Genomic DNA, 19578 nt, shown 5'->3' with positions numbered 1-19578 from the left:
CTCCAGCGCGGCCGCGACCTCACGAACCTGCTCAGGCTGCCGGGTGCACCAATCGGAGACATCGTTGAACCATCGGTTCCAGACGGAGCCGACAGCATCAGCAGTGATCTCTTCTCTACCGCAGACGAGAGTTGCGAGATCACCCACCTCGGGGTCATATTCGTCCTCAGGAGCCCCCATGCCCAACAGGCCCTCGGGGTCGTACCGATTGATCAATGCACGGACTGCGGCGGCTACCTGATCACCAGTCATGACTCCAGCATGCCCCAGGTCGGCCACATCAGCACTCGACGGCTGGACGAATACGCGACAGTTGATTACGCGACTCCACCAGCACCGAGGCCGGTAAGGCGTTCGGGTGTGGCCCGTGATCACACGGCGCTGTGGGGGCGGCGCGATGATGTTCGACGTGAGGCCCCACCGGGTACCTACGGGCGCGACGGAAGCGGTCGGGACCGCCTATCGCCGGGCCTCACATACCGCACCATCTCACACGAACGAAGGAGACAAAACATGCCAAAATGGACCAGCGTGTCGAAGCTCTCGGTCTTACTCGAGAGCGGCTCCCAGAATTGCGATATCTACGCGAACGAACGGAATAGGATCGGCGTCACGATCAGTGTCGAACCAACCGACGAAAGCGGAAATCCCATCGAGGTTGACCCTCAGCATTTAACCGCCAATTTGTGGCTCATCGACTACGTTGACGAGTCGAAACTCACCTGGAACTCGGGCTGGGGCTGGGGATATACGGACACCGCGAACGAGTTCACTGCAATCCCCGGCGAGTCCGGCGAGCCCGCCGAAGCCACGATCGAAGACGACGGGACCCAGCAGGTCACGTTCTACGTATATTGCTCGCCGGGGGTGGACCGGAAGTCGATCGGCGTCCAAGTCAGGACCGACTCCGGCGATACCGTCAACAGCTCCCAACACGGAACATACTCCAGCAAAGTCATGCTCAATCCGCGGACACCCATAACCTACATGCGGGGGGACATCGTCTGGGATTACTCGCGTACAACAACCCAATTGGGCGGCGACGCAAAGAATGTGACGACAGACGCCTGGAACTACTATCTCTCCTTGAGAGCCGTAGATAACCACTTCGTCGCTTTCTCGGTGGATCGCTGCTTCAGCGAGGATGGTTACGACGGGCTCTTCGCGTACAACATCACTCCCGAGAGCGGCCATAAGGATTTCTACGGCGGCTATGTCTGGTATCGCGAGCCGCACGACTCCGCGTATAGGGCGCAGATCGTCAACTTCCCCGCGGGGAACAACTGGTGCGATTTCGCGCAGATCTACGACAGGCAACATCCCGAGCGGTACCTGTGCTTCACTTGGGTACACTCCACCACCGGTGGCGACGGATGGTACATCCCGAACGGACCGGTAGATAAATGGAAGGCGTGGTTTACTCCGAGGATTGTTGCGTACGACATGTACGGCAACACGGGCACGTTCTGGGTGGACGGGTCGGACATCACTAGTGCGCTCGACATCTCCGACCACAAACCGTAGTAACAGGGCTAACGCGAAGCCCCTGCGGTGCCACCCGATCGTGATCACAGTACGACCGGGTGGCGTTGGGGCGGGGCCGCCGACCGGGGTGTGCCTACAGCAGCGGGATCCAGCACGGCCCCTCGCACGATCACACCCCACCAGATCGCATCCAGCATGTGACCAGGGTCAAGAGCCCTCTACGTCGTGACCGGCTCCCATTTGCAAGTAGGCGCTCACGTGGGACCGGCGCTGGGCACGAAGTCACCAGTCGAGGCCGTGACGATCGCCCACTCTGATGTCGTGGTCCCCGAGTCCAGGGTGTCGGTGCGCGCTGCGCCACGCATAGCTTTCAAGCGATTACGTAGCCGAGGGGACCGTCCAAGGAGTAGTGGCGGGTGTCCTCGCATGTGCGGTCGGTGGTGTCCATGTGATCACTGGTGCTGGCGTTGAAGCAGCGGTAGAGGGGAACGGTGCCCGGGATCTGGGTGCGGTAGAGGTAGCCGAGGGGGCCGTCCAAGGAGTAGCGCTGAGGGTCCTCACACTTGCGGTCGGTGGTGTCCATGTGATCTGCGGCGCTGGGGCTGTAGCAGCGGTAGAGGGGAACAGTGCCCGGAATCTGGGTTCGGTAGATGTAGCCGACGGGGCCGTCCAAGGAGTAGCGGCGGCGGTCCTCGCAACCGGAGTCGGTGGTACCCATGTGATCTGCGGTGCTGGGGTTGAAACAGCGGTAGAGGGAGATGGGGCCGGAGCGGCTGGCGACGGTCAGTTTGATCGCGGTGTCGTTGGCGTCCCAGGAGCCTGCAATGGTGAGCCTCACCCGGTTGATGTCCTGGCTGAGCACGACTTGCGTGCTGTCCTTCACCAGGGAGGCTGTTGCGAAGACCTTGCCGTCGCGAGGGAGCGGGAGGGTGAGGGTGTGCCCGGCCGGTGGCTTCAGCACGTGGAGGTACTCGGTGCGGTCGTCAGGTGACTTGGTCGCTACACCCCAGGCCAGGTCGGCGATGCGAGTCCCGGCTTTGGTCGGGTAGGAGGTGCTGGGCCGGGTGCCGAGGATGGACTTCTTGATCTGGTCGACCCAGGTGCCGACTTGCGTCAGCGTCGGCATGACGCCCGGTTCCCAGCCGCCGTCGGTGTAGGGGCCTGCCGCCCAGGCGACGCCGCCGCCGTCGGTGTTGGCGGCTGCCTCCAGGACGGTGTAGCGGAACATGTTCCGCGGCGAGAAGCGCAGCGTGCTGGAGGACCGCTCTGCCCACCATTGTTCAGTGAAGATCGACGCTACGGGCTCGGTGTGGCCCGGCCAGAGGGCTCCGTTCGGCTGTGCGAACTCGCCCCAGCCGCCGTACTCCTTCATGCCTTTGTCCAGGCCATACAGGTTGCCGTAGTTGTTCTGGATGAGGACGGCGCGCGGGCTGGCGGCTTTGATGGTCCCCCGCAATCGGGGGTAGTCGACCACTGTTTGGCTGTCGCCTTGGGGGCTGCCTTCGTCCAGGAACAGGCCGTCGATCCGGTTGCCGTAGCGTTGCATCATCTCCTGGTAGATGTCGTTGATAAACGAGTTCCATTTCGGGCGGTCGAAGTCCGAGCCCGGATTCCACTTCTTTTCCTCGGCCGGGGGCTGGGTGCCCCAGCCGGTCCTCTGCTTTTCGGCGTCGGTGAACTCCATGCCGTCGCGCGGATGGGTGTAGAGGTAGACATGGATGCCTTTGGCCTTGACCGCGGTGATCATGTCGCCGATCAAGTCGCGGTTGACGCGGTGGTTCGGCAGACTCCAGTCCAGCATCTTCTGGCTTGGCCAGAGCGTCACCATCTTGGAGTGCCAGGCGGAGAAGATGACGTACTGCACCTTGGCAGCAGCCAGATCGCCTGCGAACCGGTTCGCGTCGAAGCTGTTGGCGAGGGAGTTGGGATCGGTGACGGCCACGCCGTTGGAGTTCACCGTGAGGCGGGGCACGTAGTGGACGAAGAGACCGTACTTGTGATCGAGAATGTTGTTCATTCCGTCGTCCGCTTGGGCTGGCTGTGCCTGGAAGGGCACCATGAGGACAGCCATCAGCAAGATCAACGGAGTGAGTGAGCTCGCCAGCTTCCGCCTGCTGGACAAATCCATGATCGGATCCTTTCTGGGGCAGAGGGAGGGGCATGCCCCTACGGCGATGACCTCTTCGCGATCATCTATTCGCCGAATTCTCCGCCTGGCCTTCGCGAAAGCCGGACTCTCGCGACCACCTGGAAGCGCCCGCATGCTCATGTGGCCGGGCTGCGCAACCAGGCGACAAACCAGCAAAACGGGCACAACTGAAGGCGCGATACACCAAACGCATATCGCACCGCGTTGCGGGACAGGGCCGCGAACCTCGCGCTTATGGCTGCCGGTTCGGCACCGTGCCTTACACGCCCGGCAAGATCATCTCGCTCCGAAGGGGCCAAGAATCCAAGATAACGATCGACGATCATGGCGGCCGTTCCCGCGATGGACGGGACGATCACCGTTCGTCGCCGCCGGAAGGCTCCAGGGGGCGATCACAGCGTGCCACACCTCCCGCCCGCCCTCGCCCGGGCCCAGGGACATCCGCGTCGGCGGGGACGTTGTGCGGGACGTCCTGGAGGATGCTCTCATCGTCCTGCCCTTCCTCGGAGGCGAGGAAGGGCAGGAACAGCCGTTGGCTGTTGGATGCCTGGGATCAGGCGATAGTGAGCCGCCCGTCGACCAGGTACGCCGCCAGCGGACCGGTCATCTGGGAGCGTGCCGGCGGATGCAGGGTCAGCCCGTTGGCGCAGGTGGCGAGGTAGCCGACCTCACCGGAGGCCGTGGAGTCGAGGTCGGCGAGCAGTTCGACCGCGCGCGGGGCCACCCGGGAGAGGGCGTCCTGCACGCCGTACCGGATGTACAGCGAGTCGGCGAGCGTCGACTCGTCCGGGCCGCCGTCGTCGATCCGGCGGGCGACGCCCTCCGCGGCCGACATCGCGCCCTCGGTCTCCACCAGCAGCCGGACCCGCTCGGACTCGGGCACCCGGCGGGCAGTCATTATCGGCAAACGATCTTGCCAGGGCGCCGAAGGACAGGAGCGGGATGCGGGTGGGATAGCCGCTGGTCAGCGTCCCGCGGCGCATGCGTCGGGCGGTGGCCAGGGGTGGCCCTTCTTGCCTTGGGTGATGACCAGCCGGGCGGAGAGGCGTTCCTTCACCGCTACCGCTGATGGTGAGTCACCACATCTCTCCGTTCACGCGCGCGCCGCAGCTCTGGTACATCCGGCCCACTCATGATGCCTTCGCGCTCTGAGGCAAGGGAATGCGACATGAGCAGTGATGCCCCGATATGCGCGTCAATCAGAGTCGATATTGGGACTTCCGCTTTGCGAACGTAAGAGGGCGCGGAGGGCGAGATCGACCCGGACGGCTGACAGGCGGGGAGCCGATCGGCAGATGCGCGGGAGGGGCCGCTCCGGGGAACGTGGCGTCATGATCCGACATCTCGCGCTGGCGGTCGTCCTCGCCGCCACCGGAACAACCGTGCAGGACCCACCCACGCCCACCCGCCACTGGGGCTACCTCAACCTGCCCAACGGCGACAAGCTGCGCTATTCCGTGTTACTGCCGAAGGCCACCGGGCGCTTCCCGGTGCTCGTCGAGTACGACGGCTACGGCGCGGGCTCTGACCCCGAGGTGGGTAAGCGGTGGCTGCGCGAGGGGTATGCCATCGTGGGCGTCAACGTCCCCGGCACGGGCTGCTCGACCGGCGAGGACAAGGTCTTCGACGCCTCGGTGGGCGCGGCCGGGAAGCACGCGATCGAGTGGGCGGCCAGACAGCCCTGGTCCACCGGCCGGGTCGGCATGATCGGCGTCTCCTACTCGGGGCACACCCAGCTCTGGACCGCCCTGCAGCGGCCCAAGGGGCTGGTCGCGATCACGCCGAGCAAGGTGGTGGCCGACACCTACCGCGACGTGGCCTACCCGGGCGGCATCCCGAACATCGGCTTCCCGTACAGCTGGTGGTCCATGTTCCCTGCCATCTGGAAGTACGCCGCCAAGACCGCCGCCAAGCTCGACGGCGACGAGGCGTGCCGGCGCACCGTGCTCGCCAACATCACCAAGATCCGCCGCCCCGACCTCGACGTGAGCGTCCTGTTGAAGGACAACCCGCACGACGGCGGCGTGCACCTCCGCATGAGCGCGATGCGGAAGACCCACCGCATCGAGGTGCCGGCGCTGTTCCTGCAGTCCTGGCAGGACGAGCAGGTCGGCCCGCGCGCCGGCTACGCGGAGGAGACCGTCGACCCGAAGAACCGCTGGCTGCTCGGCTCCAACGGCGACCACCACACCGACGAGGGCACTCGGGAGATCGACGACACGCTCAAGCAGTTCCTCGCCCGGTTCGTCAAGGGCGAGGACAACGGCTTCGAGAACGGCCCGCGGGTCCGCGTGCTGCAGGAGCTGAGCAACAGGCCGGAGGAGAAGCCCAGGGCGGTGGCCGAGTTCGACCAGTTGCCCGTCCCCGTGCGCCCCAAGCGGCTGTGGCTGCACGAGGGCGGACGCATGAACGACGAGAAGCCCACAAAGGCCGAGGCGGGTGTGAGCTACCGCTACCCCGCCAAGAGCCCGGTCGTCAACAACCCCGAGGACGAGGGCTGGCAGCCCGTGAAGGACAAGAAGGGCCAGCTCGCCTTCACCACCGGCGCGCTCCCGCAGGATCTCGGCTTCTACGGCGCCGGCTCGGCCGACCTGTGGCTCAGCGCCACCGCGCCGGACACCGACGTGCAGGTCACGCTGTCGGAGGTGCGGCCGGACGGCCAGGAGATGTTCGTCCAGCGCGGCTGGCTGCGCGCGTCCAAGCGGGTGCTCGACAAGGGCCGCTCCACCGAGCTGCGCCCCTACGGCGACTTCCGCGCCTCCGCGGTGAAGCCGCTCGTCCCGGGCGAGCCCGCCCTGCTGCGGGTGGAGATCCCGCGCTTCGCACACGTGTTCCGCGCCGGATCCGGCATCAGGCTGACCGTCGACACGCCGTCGCAGACCGGCTACTGGCGCTTCGGGCACGTCAAACAGCGTTCGACCAACACCGTCTGGCTCGACCGCGGCAGGCCGTCGAGCATCGTGCTCGGCCACGTCGACTACCCGCACGCCGAGTCGCTGCCCGCCTGCGGTACGACGATGCGCCAGCCGTGCCGCCCCAACACCACGCCCGTGCCCCAGGGTGACGGCCCGACCCCTTAGATGGACCCATGCGATACCGGTTGGTCATCGAGGCCGCGCTGGCGCTGCTCGTCGCCGCGCTGGTCGTGGCGCTGTCCGGCGTGGCGACCTGGCTGGCCTGGCCGTCCACGACCACCCTGACCCACCCGGCCCTGGTGTCCATCGCGTGCGCGCTCGCCGCCGGGCTCGTGCTGGCCCGGCGGCGGTGGCCGCTCCTGGCGCTCGTCGGCGCCGCGCTGCTGTTCGGCCGCTTCATCGAGACCGGGGTCGCGCTGGCGGTCACCGCGTACGGCGCGGCCGGCCGTGTCCCCGCGAAGAGGCACGTGCCGGTCTGCGGGCTGGCCTGTGTGCTGCCGCTCGCGGTCTGCCTGGTCACGACCTCGCAGGCCGCCTGGCAGCAGGTCGTGGTGGTGACGATCGCCGTCTCGGTGATCTGCGCGGCCGTGCCGGGGCTGCTCGGGCTCGTCGTCGTCCAGCACGAACGCCTCCTGCGCGCCCTACGCGAACGCAACGACGTGCTGGAACGCGCGCACGAGCTGACCGCCTCCCGCGCCAGGCTGCTGGAACGGTCTCGGATCGCCCAGGAGATGCACGACCTGATCGGCCACCGGCTCAGCCTCATCTCCCTGTACGCGGGCGGCCTGGAGCTGAGCGCCGCTCCACCGCTGGCCGAACGGGCCCGCCTGGTGCGCGATACCGCGGCGACGGCCATGCGCGAGCTGCGGACCGTCCTCGACGTGCTACGCGCCGACGGTGAGGCCGCCGCGTCGCCCGACGGCCTCACCGACGCCACCGGCACCCGCGCCGACCTGGAGCGCCTGGCCGCCTCCTCACAGGCCGGCGGGCACGCCGTGTCGTTCGCCTGGACCGGCCCGGACGTCGGGCAGGAGCACCGGGCGCTCCGCCTGGCCGCGCACCGGCTGGTGCGCGAGTCGCTCACCAACCTCCACCGGCACGCGCCCGGCGCGCCCTGCCGGGTGGAGGTGCGGCACGGGCCGCACGACTTGGCCCTGACCGTGGAGAACGGCCCGCCGCCCGGAGCCGCCGCCCCGGCGGAGACCGGCTCCGGCAGCGGCCTGGCCGGGCTTGGCGAGCGGGTACGCCTGCTGGGCGGCACGTTCTCGGCGGGCCGGGCACCGGGCGGCGGCTTCCGCGTGGAAGCCCGCCTCCCCTGGACTGACGCCGTCCCCTCCGTCCCGCACCCGGACGTCACCCCTGCCGTTCGCCCGCGTCCCCCTGCCTCCACCCCCGTGGAACGGCTCGCGAACCGGATCGGGATGGCGTTGCTGCAGGCCGGCGGTGTCGCGTTGACCGCGGTGCTGCTGGTCGTCGTACCGGCGTACCTGCCCCTGCCCTCGCGGTCCGCGATGCTGGACGTCGGCATGGCCAACGCGGCCCTGCGCGCGCTCGTCGGCGGTTCGGAGCCGATCGCGGAGCTGGCCGTGGCCGCCCATGAGCCGCCCCGCCCGCCCGGCACCCGCTGCTGGTACTACGACGTCACCCGGAACTCGGTCCGCGTCGTCCGCTACTGCCTGGCCGGCGACCGCATCGTGGACAGACGGATCATCACCGTCCGGACCGGCCCGGGAGAATGATCCTCATGCCGCCCATCCGCGTCCTGCTCGCCGACGACGAGGCCCTGCTCCGCACCGGCGTGCGGCTCATCCTGGAACACGCTGAGGACATCGCGGTGGTGGCCGAGGCGGCCGACGGCGCGGAGGCCGTGGCGGCCGCCCTGGAGCATCAGGTGGACGTGGCGCTGCTGGACATCCGCATGCCAGGCATGGACGGCCTGACCGCCCTGCGCGAACTCGCGTACGCCGCCCCCGGCGTGAAAGCGATCGTCCTGACCACCTTCGGCGAGGAGGAGAACCTGGCCGCGGCGCTGAGGTCGGGCGCGGACGGGTTCCTGCTGAAGGACACCGGCCCGCAGGAGCTCATCCACGCCGTGCGCACGGTGGCCGGCGGCCACGCCATCCTCGCCCCGCAGCTCACCCGCCGCGTCATCGACCGCTACCTGCAGGGCGGCGACGGACGTGCCCGCGCCCTGGTCGCCGCCCTGTCGGGGCGCGAGCGCGAGGTGCTCGTCCTGGTGGGTGCGGGCTACTCCAACATCGAGATCGCCAAGGCCCTGTTCATGGGCGAGGGCACGGTCAAGACGCACATCAGCCGCATCCTGACCAAGCTCGGCTGCGGCAACCGCGTCCAGGCCGCGATCGTCGCCCACGACGCCGGGATGCTGGCCGATCGCTGACAGGCGACGACCGGTGTGCCGGGCAGGCCGAGGGCGGTACGGTCGGGCCCATGGGATCAGCGTCTGCCGAGGACGTCCGGGACCTGTCACGGCGGGCGGCGCGGCTGCTGGGCGACGCGTGGGGCCTGATCGCCGAGCACGACGGGGCGGTGGCGGAGGTCCGGTCCAGCTCTCGAACCGCTCCGCGGACGGTAGGCCACCGCGGAGCTCGCCGCCATGCCGGTGTCCCGGCTATAGGACGTCACGGGCGGACGCCTGAGATTCGCGGCACTGCAGGAGGCCAGCTCCATCACGGTGCTCGACGTGTTGGAGGCGACGCTCGCGCGCGAGATCTCATCCAGACGGCCACCACCCGCCCGGTCAAGCTCGGCCAGCCCTTCACCCGCTGGTCCATCCGCAAGCTCCTGGCGTATCTTCATCGGCTGCCCGGCCGCACGATCGGGATCGGCCGCGAAGCCTTACGCCTGCCCCTGGCCCGGCACGGCATCACCTTCCAGCGCACCAAGACCTGGAAAGAGTCGCCCGATCCCGACGTCGAGGCCAAGCTGGACCGGATCGAGTACGCCCTGACCCAGCGGCCCGAGCGCACCTTCGCCTTCGACGAGTTCGGGCCGCTGGGCATCCGCCCGGTCGCCGGAGCCGGCTGGGCCAAGCAGGGCCGGCCGGACCGGCTGCCGGCCACCTACCGCCGCACCCACGGCGTCACCTACTTCCACGGCTGCTGCTCGGTCGGCGATGACCTGCTGTGGGGCGTCAACCGCAGCCGCAAGGGCATCGACCACACCTGGGCCGCTCGGCGCTCCATCCGCGCGGCCCGCCCGGACGGCGCCCCGATCTACGTCATCCTCGACAACCTGTCGGTGCACAAGAACTGGCGCATCCGAGCCTGGGCGAGCAAGCACAAGGTCGAGCTGCTGTTCACCCCGACGTACGCCTCCTGGGCCAACCCAATCGAGGCACACTTCGGGCCGCTGCGCCAGTTCACCCTGTCCAACTCCAACCATCCCAACCACACCGTGCAGACCCGCGAACTTCAGGCCTACCTGCGCTGGCGCAACGCCCACGCCCGTCATCCCGACGTGCTGGCCGCCCAGCGTCAGGAACGCGCCCGTGTCCGCAGCGAGAAGGGCATCCGCTGGGGCGGCCGACCCCTCACGCCCGCCGCCTGAAACCATCCCCCAACCCGGCGATCGTTTCCGGTCACAGCACTTGCCGCCCACAACCACTGAGTCCATTTCAACGTGACGGCGCAGGCCACAGCTTCGGTGAGGAATCGTCGCTCTTGATCGGGAAGTAGAAAACCCCTGGTAGAAGGGTTGTCGACCAAGAGCAACCATCACCACCAGGGGCCTGTGTGCTGTTCTACCGTGCCGCGCTGCCGTTGTCATCCCAGACCGTGAGCTACCTGGCCGGAGTGCTGCGGCGTCACCGCCAGGCGATCGGTTCCACCAAGCGGCGCCTCAACCCCGGTCAGCAGGCCCTTGCTCGTGCTGGTCTACCTGCGCAAAGGTGAGACCTTCGCCAAGATCGCCGCCGGATTCGGCATCGGCACCACAACCGCCTGGCGCTACGTGAACGAGGCCATCGCCCTGCTCGCCCGCCGCTCACCCCGTCTCGATCAGGCCTTACGCACCGCCAAGCGGGCCGGCTACGCCTTCGTCGTACTGGACGGCACCCTCATCCCCATCGACCGGGTGGCCGCCGACCGGCCGTACTACTCCGGCAAGCACAAAAAGCACGGCATGAACATCCAGGTCCTGGCGGCTCCCGATGGCACGCCGCTGTGGACCTCGGGCTCGCTGCCGGGTCGGTGCACGATCTGAAGGCCGCCCGCATCTGGGGCATCCTGCGCCGCCTGGCCGCCGCCGGGCTGATCACGCTCGCCGACAAGGGCTACATCGGCGCGGGCGAACATGTGCGCGTGCCGTACAAGGGGAAGAACAAGCCCGCCTCGCAGAAGAGCGCGAACTCCGCCCACGCCAAGCTCCGCGGCCCCGGTGAGCGCGCCAATGCGCAACTGAAGACCTGGCGCATCCTCCGCAAGCTCCGCTGCTGCCCACTTCGCGCAGGTCAGCTGGTCAAGGCGATCCTCGTTCTACAACTTCGCGAGAGCCGCTGAAATGGACTCACTGAATCTACCCGCAGGTGCCCACCTTGACGTGATTCGAGTTCTTGTTGGCCACGCGAGTGCCATTCTTGTAAGCGCTAATCCGAGTGTAGAACTCATAGCAGGCACGTGCCTCCAAGTTCCCGGTGAACACATCCGGAGCGCTCCACGACACGGAGCCCCGGTTGGTGCGACAAGCCATCGTGTAGTCCGAGTAGCCGCTCGAGTTCTTTTTTCCCATGATTACCACACAAACGTTGGTATAGTCGCCGTTGTTCGTCATACTGCCTGACCCCTTGATGTACCGCCCATCGACGATCGTGTAGCCGATGTCGATGACGGAACCTGCGGCTTGTGCCGGGGCGGCGACCAAGACGCCGCTGGCTACAATTCCCGCCGCACCAATAACTGCCGCAACCTTCTTGAGGGGTTTCACTTGCTACTCTCCTATAACTGAAAGGGCGTTGGGGGTCGCGTCTCGGCACCTTGCCGCGCTGGCGCCGTGAGCGTTCGTCGCTGGGACCAACCTGGCCAGGTTCAGCTTGGTCCCAGCTCCTTCAGCTCTTATGGCCGGCAGTCCGCTACTGTCCGCAATACATTCGAGTATTTAGTAGTAGTGCCCGAGGTGTGCTTCCAGACGGCCTTCGCACGCCAATCCCGCCAATCCATCATAGTGTCCGCCCTGCAAGGAAGATCCTTGAAAGAGTACGACTTCTGAGAAGGCGTGACGATCCCTGATATCCTGACGCGAGTTTGACTCACGTCACTCCAGCCGCCAATCGCAATCTTTGTCTGGAGCACAATTTCGGCTGACTGGATCGCGCGGTTCGGGCAGCTGGTGTAGCTCGCCGACCCCTTGATGTATGCGCCATCCTTGATTGTGTACCCGATGTCCATCTTGGTACCGCTACTGCAGTTGATGGCCGCACTAGCTGGCTGGACCTGCCCTACGATCGCACTCCCAAGCGAAATGGCAAGCACGCCTAGGTGAGCAACAGTCTTCCGCACAGATAATCCTTCCCTGGTTTGCGAAACTTCGTGTAACACGGCTGTTGCAACGTGGGTTTCCCGACACGCCTCAGCCGTCGCGTTGTTCCGATTCTTTTCGGCACCCTTGCGCCGTTCCGATACGCAGTAATGCGGGTGTAGGACTCTCAGCACACCCAGCCGTCCGGATCAGGCAGGCACTAGCCTGGCGCTGGGGCGCTCCAGGCGATATTCCATGGTGGGAACGGTACGGCTGGTGCTTCAAAGGAGGCCCCGTTGCGCCTCATGGAATTACGTTCTTCCGCTAATCGGAGGTATGGACGTGACTCATGCTTCGGGGAAGCTACTCGCACGGAACGGTGATCGAGTTTGAGCGCAACTCCGTCTTTCCGCCGTCCGAATGGTAAAAGACCACAAAAGTGTCGTATCTGCTCGTGATCCTCGGGTTTTGGCAAATACGATCCTTGGGCGAAAAGGACCGACTCGATGGTGTAGCAATGCCCTTGATTTCAACCTCTGTGGCAAACAGCCGGCCACCGTTTCTGCGTATCCAAATCTCGGCCCGGGATATCGGCCGATCCGGGCAGCTTGTGTAGCTGGCCGAACCTTTAATGTATCCGCCGGAAAGGATGGTGTACCCAATGTCTGTCTGGGTGCCGTTGGCGCAACTGGCGACTGCCTGTGCTGGCGTCGACGGTGCTAGAAAGAGCGCCGTTGCCAGGCTGCCGATGGCAGCTGCCGACTTGATCCGCGTCAGGTTCATATGATCCCTACTTGTGCATGGCAGTGGTTGCCGTCCGGGCTTGCCAGCGCCCACGTTCCGCCGGCCGTCACGATCGCTGACCAGCGTGTGCCACATCGCGGTCAGCCGGTGCCCTTTCGTGAGTCGCGCGGAGAGCGGTCGTATAGATATTTACCGCGCGTCGGCATCCCGGCATTTGCCCGTCCACGCACCACGTTTGCCTGTCAGCGCATGTCCCGCTGATGCGCCGCGTTGCCATGACCGCGATGGAGGGCTCTGTACCTGCTCGGCGATGTGCCGTAGGTGTGGTGGAAGATCCGGGTGAAATGGGCATGGCTGGGGAAGCCCCAGCGAGCCGCGATGGCGCCGATGCTAAGGCGGTCCATCATGGGGTCGGTGAGCCCGCGGCGGCAGCGTTCGAGTCGGCGTTCGCGGATCCAGCCCGCGACCGTGAGGTCCGCGTTCTGGAAGATCTTGTGCAGGTGGCGAAGGGAAATGTGGTGGGCGGCTGCGATAGTCGAGGGCGACAGCTCCGGGTCTGCCAAGTTCTCCTCGATGAAGGTCTTGATGCGTAGGAACAGTACGCGCTGAGGATCGTTCTGGTACGCGGTCACGTCCTCGTCGATGTGATGCGCCAGTAAGGCGCTGACCAGGTCCAGCACGATTGTGGTCAGCCGCAAGAGGTCACTGGGGGACCACGTGGACTGTCCGATCGCCTGGCGGAGGATCCCACTGAGTAACGCACCGAAGCCATCGTCCCCGCGGAGTCGCACACCTAGGAGGGGGGCGACCATGGAGTTCTGGAGCGGCAGAGCCTCGTGCGGAAACCGAAGAATGATCCCGTCGGCCACATTTGCGGGGATCCCACATGAGCTGTCGCACTTCGGAGCGTCGCCGACTGTCCAAGCCCGGAAGGCGCGCGAGGTGTCGTACAGAACGAAGTCTGCCGGCGCGAGAGCAGCCTCGCGGCCTCCTTGCTCTATCCCTGACCGGCCGCTCAAGGTCAGTGAGAGCTGGTAAAGGCCGACGTCGGAGCGGCGGATGTGATCAATGCCGCGGCGTGCGCCGAAAGAAACACATCGCACCCGAGATAGCTGAGCCATCCCCAGATCGAGCATGTGCATTTCGGCCCAGTAATTCTCCGCTTGGTCACTGGCGGCGTCCACTGACACCACCGACTGCGCCACGGCCTGCCACCAAAAGTCGAATCGTTCCCTGACCGGCACTCCATCGAGGCTGAGCACAGAAGTGACCGCCACCATCTCCCCCTCTTCTGGTTCGTGCCGAAGGTCGTCTGAGTCGTTCACGCATAACAGTTCGATCTTAGATCTGCTTCTGTCGGCCGGGGTCGGGGTCTTATCGCACATCGGCAATCTCCGGCTCGGCGGTGTGATCAGCGAAACGGTCTGGGCCTCGCGGAGCGCGGCTGCGCTAGTGACAGCGCGCACCACGCCGGCCTCCCACGTCGATTGTCAGTTTCTAACTGGGATCACAGCCGGTGTAGACGGCCGCCATGGCTGAAGCGTCAAAGCACGCGTTCGTGGTCATCGACGACGCCGCCGGACATGACGTGCTCCTCGGAGGTGGCCCCGATGGCCGCCTCCGGCTCATGCTGGTGCAGCAGGCCGAGCTGACCGCGTTGCCCACGGCGTGTTCCTCCGACCGCCGCCTTCACAGCGTCCTGGCTGAACGTGCGGATTCGCTCGTTGGATGAGCATCCCTGCGAGACGGCTTCCCTATACGAACGTCTTAGATCGAGTATCCACAAAGTCTTGTTTTCAGCGGGCGGGCTACGCCCTCGGCATGAGGTCGAGACCGCACCACAGGGCGATGCCTGGCGCCGTCACCGTCAATAGCGTCGTGGCCATGAAGATCACAAGGAGAACGGCGGCGGCGCTGACGGCGGCTGCCGTGCTGGCGGCCACGGTCACCACGGCGTTCGCGGGGCCCGCCGGCGCCGCCTCGCCCGGAGCGCTGGACGGCGCCTGGAAGACGGACGGCTACGGCATGGTCCTGTCGATCGAGGGCGGGCGCCTGCGGATGTACCAGATCACGGAGATCAGCTGCCTGCCGACCGGAGACCCTATGAAGCAGCTCGGGACGGCCCGCGACGGGGCGGTGACATTCGGCGGCGGCAGCGTGGCCGCGCTGACCGTCTGGGCCGAGGGCAGCGATCGCGCGCGAGCCCGCTACGTGGGCGATGTGGCGGACAAGGGCCTGATGCGGCTGCGCGCGCTGCCCCCGCGCTGCTCACGCCCCACGCCCAAGGACCCCGTGACGTCCTTCGACGTCTTCTGGAAGACCTTCGACGAGAACTACCTGAGTTTCGCGGCCAAAGAGGTCGACTGGCGGGCGGCACGAGACCGTTACCGGCCGAAGGTGAACTCCCGCACCAGCGACGAGCGCCTGTTCAAGATCCTGAGCGACATGATCAAACCGCTCGGAGACGCCCACACCAGTCTCGGCTGGGACGAGCGGCACTTCTTCATCGGCAGGCGCCCCGGCACGCGGTTGCCAGTGGGCGATGACCTGAGGCCCAGGATCGACAAGGCCATGGCCGCGTACCTGGGTGTCCCGATGCGCACCTGGGGGCACGGGGAGCTGGGCTACGCCGACCTGCCCGGCGGGCTAGGCTATCTGCGGGTCACGGGCTTCGGCGGGTACGCCGGCGAGAAGGGCACGCTGGCCGAAGAGCGGGCCGAGCTGGATCGGGCGCTTGACGCCGTGTTCACCCGGTCGCGCACACGCGACCTGCGCGGGCTCATCATCGACGTGCGCTATAACACGGGCGGATATGACGATCTCGGGCTGCGGATCGCCTCCCGTCTGACCCACCGCTCCTACACCGCCTACACGAAACGGGCCCGCAACCACCCCGGCGACCCGGACCGCTTCACCCCGCCGAAGACGGTCACGGTCCGGCCGGCCCGCGCCCCGATCTACGACGGTCCCGTCGCCGTTCTGACCAGCGACATGACCGTCAGCGCCGGCGAGACCTTCACCATGGCGCTCATGGACCGCAAGCCCGAGCCGATCAGGATCGGCGGCGAGACACAGGGCGCCTTCTCCGACATCCTGGGCCGGCGGCTGCCCAACGGCTGGCAGTTCGGGCTGTCCAACGAGGACTACCGCACCCCCGCCGGGCGGACCTTCGAAGGCGCCGGCCTCCCGCCCCACATCCGCACGCCGGTCTTCACCGACGAAGAGCTCGGCGGCGGGCGCGACTCGGCCATGGAGGAGGCCCGCGCCCGGCTCACAGACACCGGGCCGCTGACCGCCCCACCGGGCCGGTAGGCGACAAGGCTTGACCGCTTGGGCATACCCGGCCATAAGACGGGGAATGGGGGCTTGCCGGGTCTTCAGAACACATGGCGCAGGCTCAGAACCACGGCTTGACGAACCGCCGGATGCAGGCCCGCATGTCCGGTGGTGTGAGAGGAGGGTGAGGCGACCTCACCCTCCTCCTCGAGCCGAAGCCGCTACCAGTTGCCGTCTGCCGGCGGGAGACCTCGCTCGTCGGGCGCAAGGATTTCAAAGCCTGGGCCCGTTCGGGAGAAGCCATCAGGCCCGAGCAGCCGGGCGATGGAGGACAAGGTGTTCGCCGGCCGGGTGCGCAGGTCGCGGGCGTGCCGGATCTGCTCGTCGGTCATCGTCGGCGGCCGACCCAGGCGCTGTCTGCGGGCCTGGGCGGCGGCCAGGCCCTCGTCACCGCCCTGACGTCCGATCCGCGGACCGCCATCGATGAGGTAAAGGCCGGCGGCGAGCTCCTGCCCTGTTCCGCGGCTCGTCTGCGATCTTGGCCAAGGATTGAGCGCCGGTGGCCGATACCGAAGTCGCGGTTCTTCGATGCCATCGGCCATCGCCAAGGGTGGAAGGCGACACCGCAGAAGTTGGGCCGAAGGCGCCGTCGGCCGGGGCCGCCACCAACACGACATGAGCGGACATGACAGGGAGCCGGAGGTGATAGTGCAGGTCGTGGACGTCGAGGATGCCGGCTCCCGCGACTTGTGCCAGCGGGCTCTTCGCGGCCGACAGCCTAGGGATGGCCTCCAGGAGGATGTTCACGGCCCCGCCCAGCAGGCCCAGGTGTTGGCCGATGCGACAATCTGAAAAGAGTTCTTCGTTCGGTCCGCCATCCTCGTGGCCGCGTTTATGGCTCACCGTTAAAAGATGACTGACTCGATGCGGATTCTCATCGGCCACGTGCTGGAGGCCCTGGCGAAGGGCACTGCCGAACGCGGCGGCCCGGTTCCCGCCGGTGAGCCTGATGGACTGGCGCGGTGGGTAAAGCAGACGCTCGGGGAGCCGCTGCCCCAGGTCGGCACGGGTGCGTCGGAGGCGCTGGATATGATCATCCGCATTCTCGCGTACGGCGCTGCCGACCCTGCGGATCCCCGGTGCGCCGCCCACCTGCACTGCCCTCCGCTCCCCGTGGCCGTCGCCGCCGACTGGGCGGTGTCGATGCTCAATCCCTCGCTGGACTCCTGGGATCAGGCGCCGGCCGCCGTCACTCTGGAACGGGAGCTCATCGGCGCGCTGGCGGAGCTGGCCGGTTACGACGGGCGGGCGTCGGGGACGGTGACCACCGGCGGCAGCGAGTCCAACCTCATGGGGCTCATGCTCGCCCGTGACCAGGCGCTGGGCCGCTCGCACGGGGCGGTGAGCGCCGCGCGCGACGCCCGGATCTTCTGCTCTGAGCTGGCGCACTTTTCAGTTCAGCGAGCCGCGGCCCTGCTCGGGCTTGGGGAGAGCGCGGTACGGCCGGTCGCCGTCGACGCCCGGCAGCGGATGAGCGTCCGCAGCCTGGAAAGCGAGCTCAACCGGTGCGAGGCGGAGGGCGGGATCCCTGTCGCCGTGGTCGCCACCGCAGGAACCACGGACTTCGGCAGCATCGACCCACTCCGCCAGGTGACCGCCCTCGCCCGGCGCCACGGCGCGTGGATCCACGTGGATGCGGCCTACGGTGGCATGGCGCTGTGCTCTGACCGGCTAGCTCCGTTGCTGGATGGGCTGGACGCCGCGGACTCGATCTCCATCGACATGCACAAGCTCGGCTGGGTGCCGGCCGCGGCGGGGGTCTTCCTGGTTCGGGAGAGAGCGGCGCTTGTCTCCCTTGAGCGGCGGGCCGCCTACCTCAACCCGGAAGACGACGAGGACGCGGGCTATGTGGGGCTGCTCGGCTCCTCGATGCGCACCACCAGACGACCGGACTGCGTCAAGATGCTGGTAACACTGCGGGCGCTTGGCCGTGGCGGCCTCGGCGCCATGGTGGACCACTGTCATGATCTCGCCCACTACGCGGCCGAACGTATCGGCTCACATCCCAAACTGGAACTCATCGCGCCTCCCGTGCTGACCACCGTCGTCTTTCGTGTCCAGGGCACGGACCACGCGAACGCCGAGTTGCGGCGGAAGCTGCTGCGGGAAGGCATAGCCCTGGTGGGACGGACTGAGCTGGCCGGCCGGGTCCATCTGAAGCTCACCTTGCTGAACCCGCACGCGACGCGTGCCGACGTGGACGAGATCGTGCAAGCGGTGGCGCGCATGGCGTGAAAGCCATCGAACCTGGGGGATGTCCGGCAGGACTGACCGCGCGGTGATGGCCACCCTGGTCGGCGACGAAATCCCGGAGGCCACGACCGGGTGCTGAGGGTCACGCCTTCCTGCTCTCCCAGCGATCCGGCATCTGCTGCGCCACGGCGACCCGACCAAGAAGGTCACCGCGCTGCCGCTGCCCGCCCCGCAGGTACGCTCCCTGTCCGCCGCTCAGGTCCGCACCATCAAGAACGTCGTCGATCGGATCGAGACCTTCCACGAGCTCAAGGGCCGCCGCCACCGCGGTACCAGCCCCCGGGTGCACGCCCATGCCCGCCCGGTCCGCGACCGCGCCATCATCTACCTGCTGTTCGGCACCGGCCTGCGCCGCGCCGAGCTGGTCGGCTTGGACCTGGACCAACTGGAGCCGATCCACCCCGACCGACTGCGCCAGGCCAAGAATGCCCGCCTGACCGATGTACGCGGCAAGGGCCGTACCAGCCGCACCGTGTTCCTCGGCCGCGACGCCCGCCAGGCGCTGGCCGACTACCTGCAGCTCGAACGGCCAGGCGATGCCGCCGCCAGCACCGCCCCGACCGCGCTGTTCCTCTCCGCGGCCTCCGTCGCCGCCCGCCACCCCGACGGCCGCATGTCCCCGCGGTCAAGCAACACCATCGTCAGCGAGATCGGCCGTCTGCACGACGCCCAGATGGCCGATCCTGACCGTAAGTTCGGCACCCTACGCCCGCACGACGCCCGCCACACCTTCGCCTTCGGACTGTCGCAAACCTCAGGCCACAACCGCGCCGAACTCGAACGCCGCCTCGGTCACGCCAACGACCGCTACCTGCGCCTGTACACCAACCCACCCGACGACATCGCCGCCAGCTACGTCGAAGACCTCTGATCAGCAGGACCGAGGCCCTCGGCAATCGCCTCTGACCAGCCCTATTAGCCCTTTCCGGCTTACTTGGTCTGCCCCCCTGTAGAACTTCAGCAAGATCGCGAAGCCGATTCGCGTGGCGTCACGCTTTCCGGCGATCAGGTCGCGCTCTTCGTCCAGGATCGTCCAGTGCTCGACCAGCTCATCGATGTGCATCGGGGGGTATTTCATGACCACCCAGCCGACCAGGCAAGTCACAGCAAGATCAACGCCGTTTGGGGCTCATGACACATTTCTTACCGGCACCCCGCATAGCGCGGGATGACGTGAAGGTGGAAGTGGAAGACCGTCTGGAAGCGACGTCGACACCCCCGACG

The 19578-nt window shown here is 67.0% G+C and carries 16 protein-coding genes and 1 pseudogene; 10 read left to right on the top strand and 7 right to left on the bottom strand.

From position 1 onward, the window contains the following. The coding region (locus ACWENQ_RS44710) for a hypothetical protein (protein ID WP_452419623.1) at positions 1 to 252 on the bottom strand (252 nt) is incomplete at its 3' end. A 279-nt stretch (positions 253 to 531) separates the two neighbouring features. Here ACWENQ_RS44710 and ACWENQ_RS44705 point away from each other — a divergent pair. Then, entirely contained in the window at positions 532 to 1524 is a 993-nt protein-coding gene (locus tag ACWENQ_RS44705) for a hypothetical protein (RefSeq protein WP_452419622.1), read from the top strand. Positions 1525 to 1855: 331 nt separating this feature from the next. Here ACWENQ_RS44705 and ACWENQ_RS44700 read toward each other — a convergent pair whose 3' ends face one another. Together ACWENQ_RS44700 and ACWENQ_RS44695 are read right to left on the bottom strand one after the other, a co-directional pair. Next, the gene (locus ACWENQ_RS44700; protein ID WP_452419621.1) at positions 1856 to 3613 is read right to left on the bottom strand and encodes an alpha-L-fucosidase; all 1758 of its coding nucleotides are present in this window, start codon (positions 3611 to 3613) and stop codon (positions 1856 to 1858) included. A gap of 574 nt (positions 3614 to 4187) precedes the next feature. Further along, complete coding sequence (locus tag ACWENQ_RS44695; protein ID WP_452419620.1) at positions 4188 to 4532, bottom strand: hypothetical protein; 345 nt, start codon at positions 4530 to 4532, stop codon at positions 4188 to 4190. 433 nt (positions 4533 to 4965) lie between these two features. Here ACWENQ_RS44695 and ACWENQ_RS44690 point away from each other — a divergent pair, with 433 nt between their 5' ends. From ACWENQ_RS44690 to ACWENQ_RS44670, 5 genes and pseudogenes are all read left to right on the top strand, one after another. After that, complete coding sequence (locus tag ACWENQ_RS44690; protein ID WP_452419619.1) at positions 4966 to 6714, top strand: CocE/NonD family hydrolase; 1749 nt, start codon at positions 4966 to 4968, stop codon at positions 6712 to 6714. 8 nt (positions 6715 to 6722) lie between these two features. Continuing rightward, the gene (locus ACWENQ_RS44685) at positions 6723 to 8288 is read left to right on the top strand and encodes a sensor histidine kinase (RefSeq protein WP_452419618.1); all 1566 of its coding nucleotides are present in this window, start codon (positions 6723 to 6725) and stop codon (positions 8286 to 8288) included. A gap of 5 nt (positions 8289 to 8293) precedes the next feature. Further along, positions 8294 to 8947 (top strand): response regulator, encoded by a 654-nt coding sequence (locus ACWENQ_RS44680; RefSeq protein WP_452419617.1) that lies wholly within the window; start codon positions 8294 to 8296, stop codon positions 8945 to 8947. 50 nt (positions 8948 to 8997) lie between these two features. Beyond that, a complete protein-coding gene (locus ACWENQ_RS44675) occupies positions 8998 to 10116 on the top strand; it encodes an IS630 family transposase (protein ID WP_452419616.1) in 1119 nt (372 codons plus the stop codon). 185 nt (positions 10117 to 10301) lie between these two features. Further along, positions 10302 to 11066: pseudogene (locus tag ACWENQ_RS44670) on the top strand (transposase family protein). Between the two features lie 16 nt (positions 11067 to 11082). Here ACWENQ_RS44670 and ACWENQ_RS44665 read toward each other — a convergent pair. The 3 genes from ACWENQ_RS44665 to ACWENQ_RS44655 all read right to left on the bottom strand — a co-directional run bounded on the left by ACWENQ_RS44665 (position 11083) and on the right by ACWENQ_RS44655 (position 14090). Continuing rightward, positions 11083 to 11490, bottom strand: coding sequence for a hypothetical protein (locus ACWENQ_RS44665; RefSeq protein ID WP_452419615.1), 408 nt, complete (start codon positions 11488 to 11490; stop codon positions 11083 to 11085). A gap of 894 nt (positions 11491 to 12384) precedes the next feature. Continuing rightward, a complete protein-coding gene (locus ACWENQ_RS44660; protein WP_449931489.1) occupies positions 12385 to 12804 on the bottom strand; it encodes a hypothetical protein in 420 nt (139 codons plus the stop codon). Positions 12805 to 13007: 203 nt separating this feature from the next. After that, on the bottom strand, positions 13008 to 14090 hold the full coding sequence (locus tag ACWENQ_RS44655; protein ID WP_452419614.1) for a helix-turn-helix domain-containing protein: 1083 nt from the start codon (positions 14088 to 14090) through the stop codon (positions 13008 to 13010). 233 nt (positions 14091 to 14323) lie between these two features. Between ACWENQ_RS44655 and ACWENQ_RS44650 the strand changes: the two genes are divergently transcribed. Next, on the top strand, positions 14324 to 14497 hold the full coding sequence (locus ACWENQ_RS44650) for a hypothetical protein (RefSeq protein ID WP_449931493.1): 174 nt from the start codon (positions 14324 to 14326) through the stop codon (positions 14495 to 14497). A 152-nt stretch (positions 14498 to 14649) separates the two neighbouring features. Beyond that, complete coding sequence (locus ACWENQ_RS44645; protein WP_452419613.1) at positions 14650 to 16077, top strand: S41 family peptidase; 1428 nt, start codon at positions 14650 to 14652, stop codon at positions 16075 to 16077. 185 nt (positions 16078 to 16262) lie between these two features. Here the strand turns inward: ACWENQ_RS44645 and ACWENQ_RS44640 are convergent, their stop codons facing one another. Next, a complete protein-coding gene (locus ACWENQ_RS44640; protein WP_449931497.1) occupies positions 16263 to 16643 on the bottom strand; it encodes a hypothetical protein in 381 nt (126 codons plus the stop codon). Positions 16644 to 16953: 310 nt separating this feature from the next. Between ACWENQ_RS44640 and ACWENQ_RS44635 the strand changes: the two genes are divergently transcribed. Together ACWENQ_RS44635 and ACWENQ_RS44630 are read left to right on the top strand one after the other, a co-directional pair. After that, positions 16954 to 18336, top strand: a complete 1383-nt coding sequence (locus ACWENQ_RS44635; protein ID WP_449931499.1) for a pyridoxal phosphate-dependent decarboxylase family protein — start codon at positions 16954 to 16956, stop codon at positions 18334 to 18336. A gap of 301 nt (positions 18337 to 18637) precedes the next feature. Next, positions 18638 to 19225: a tyrosine-type recombinase/integrase gene (locus ACWENQ_RS44630; protein WP_452419612.1), complete on the top strand. Its 588-nt coding sequence runs from the start codon at positions 18638 to 18640 to the stop codon at positions 19223 to 19225. Positions 19226 to 19578 lie beyond the last annotated feature (353 nt).

It is taken from the genome of Nonomuraea sp. NPDC004354, assembly GCF_053602555.1.
Note: the sequence above shows the minus strand (reverse complement) of the source record. Positions and strands in the feature narration are given on the sequence as shown.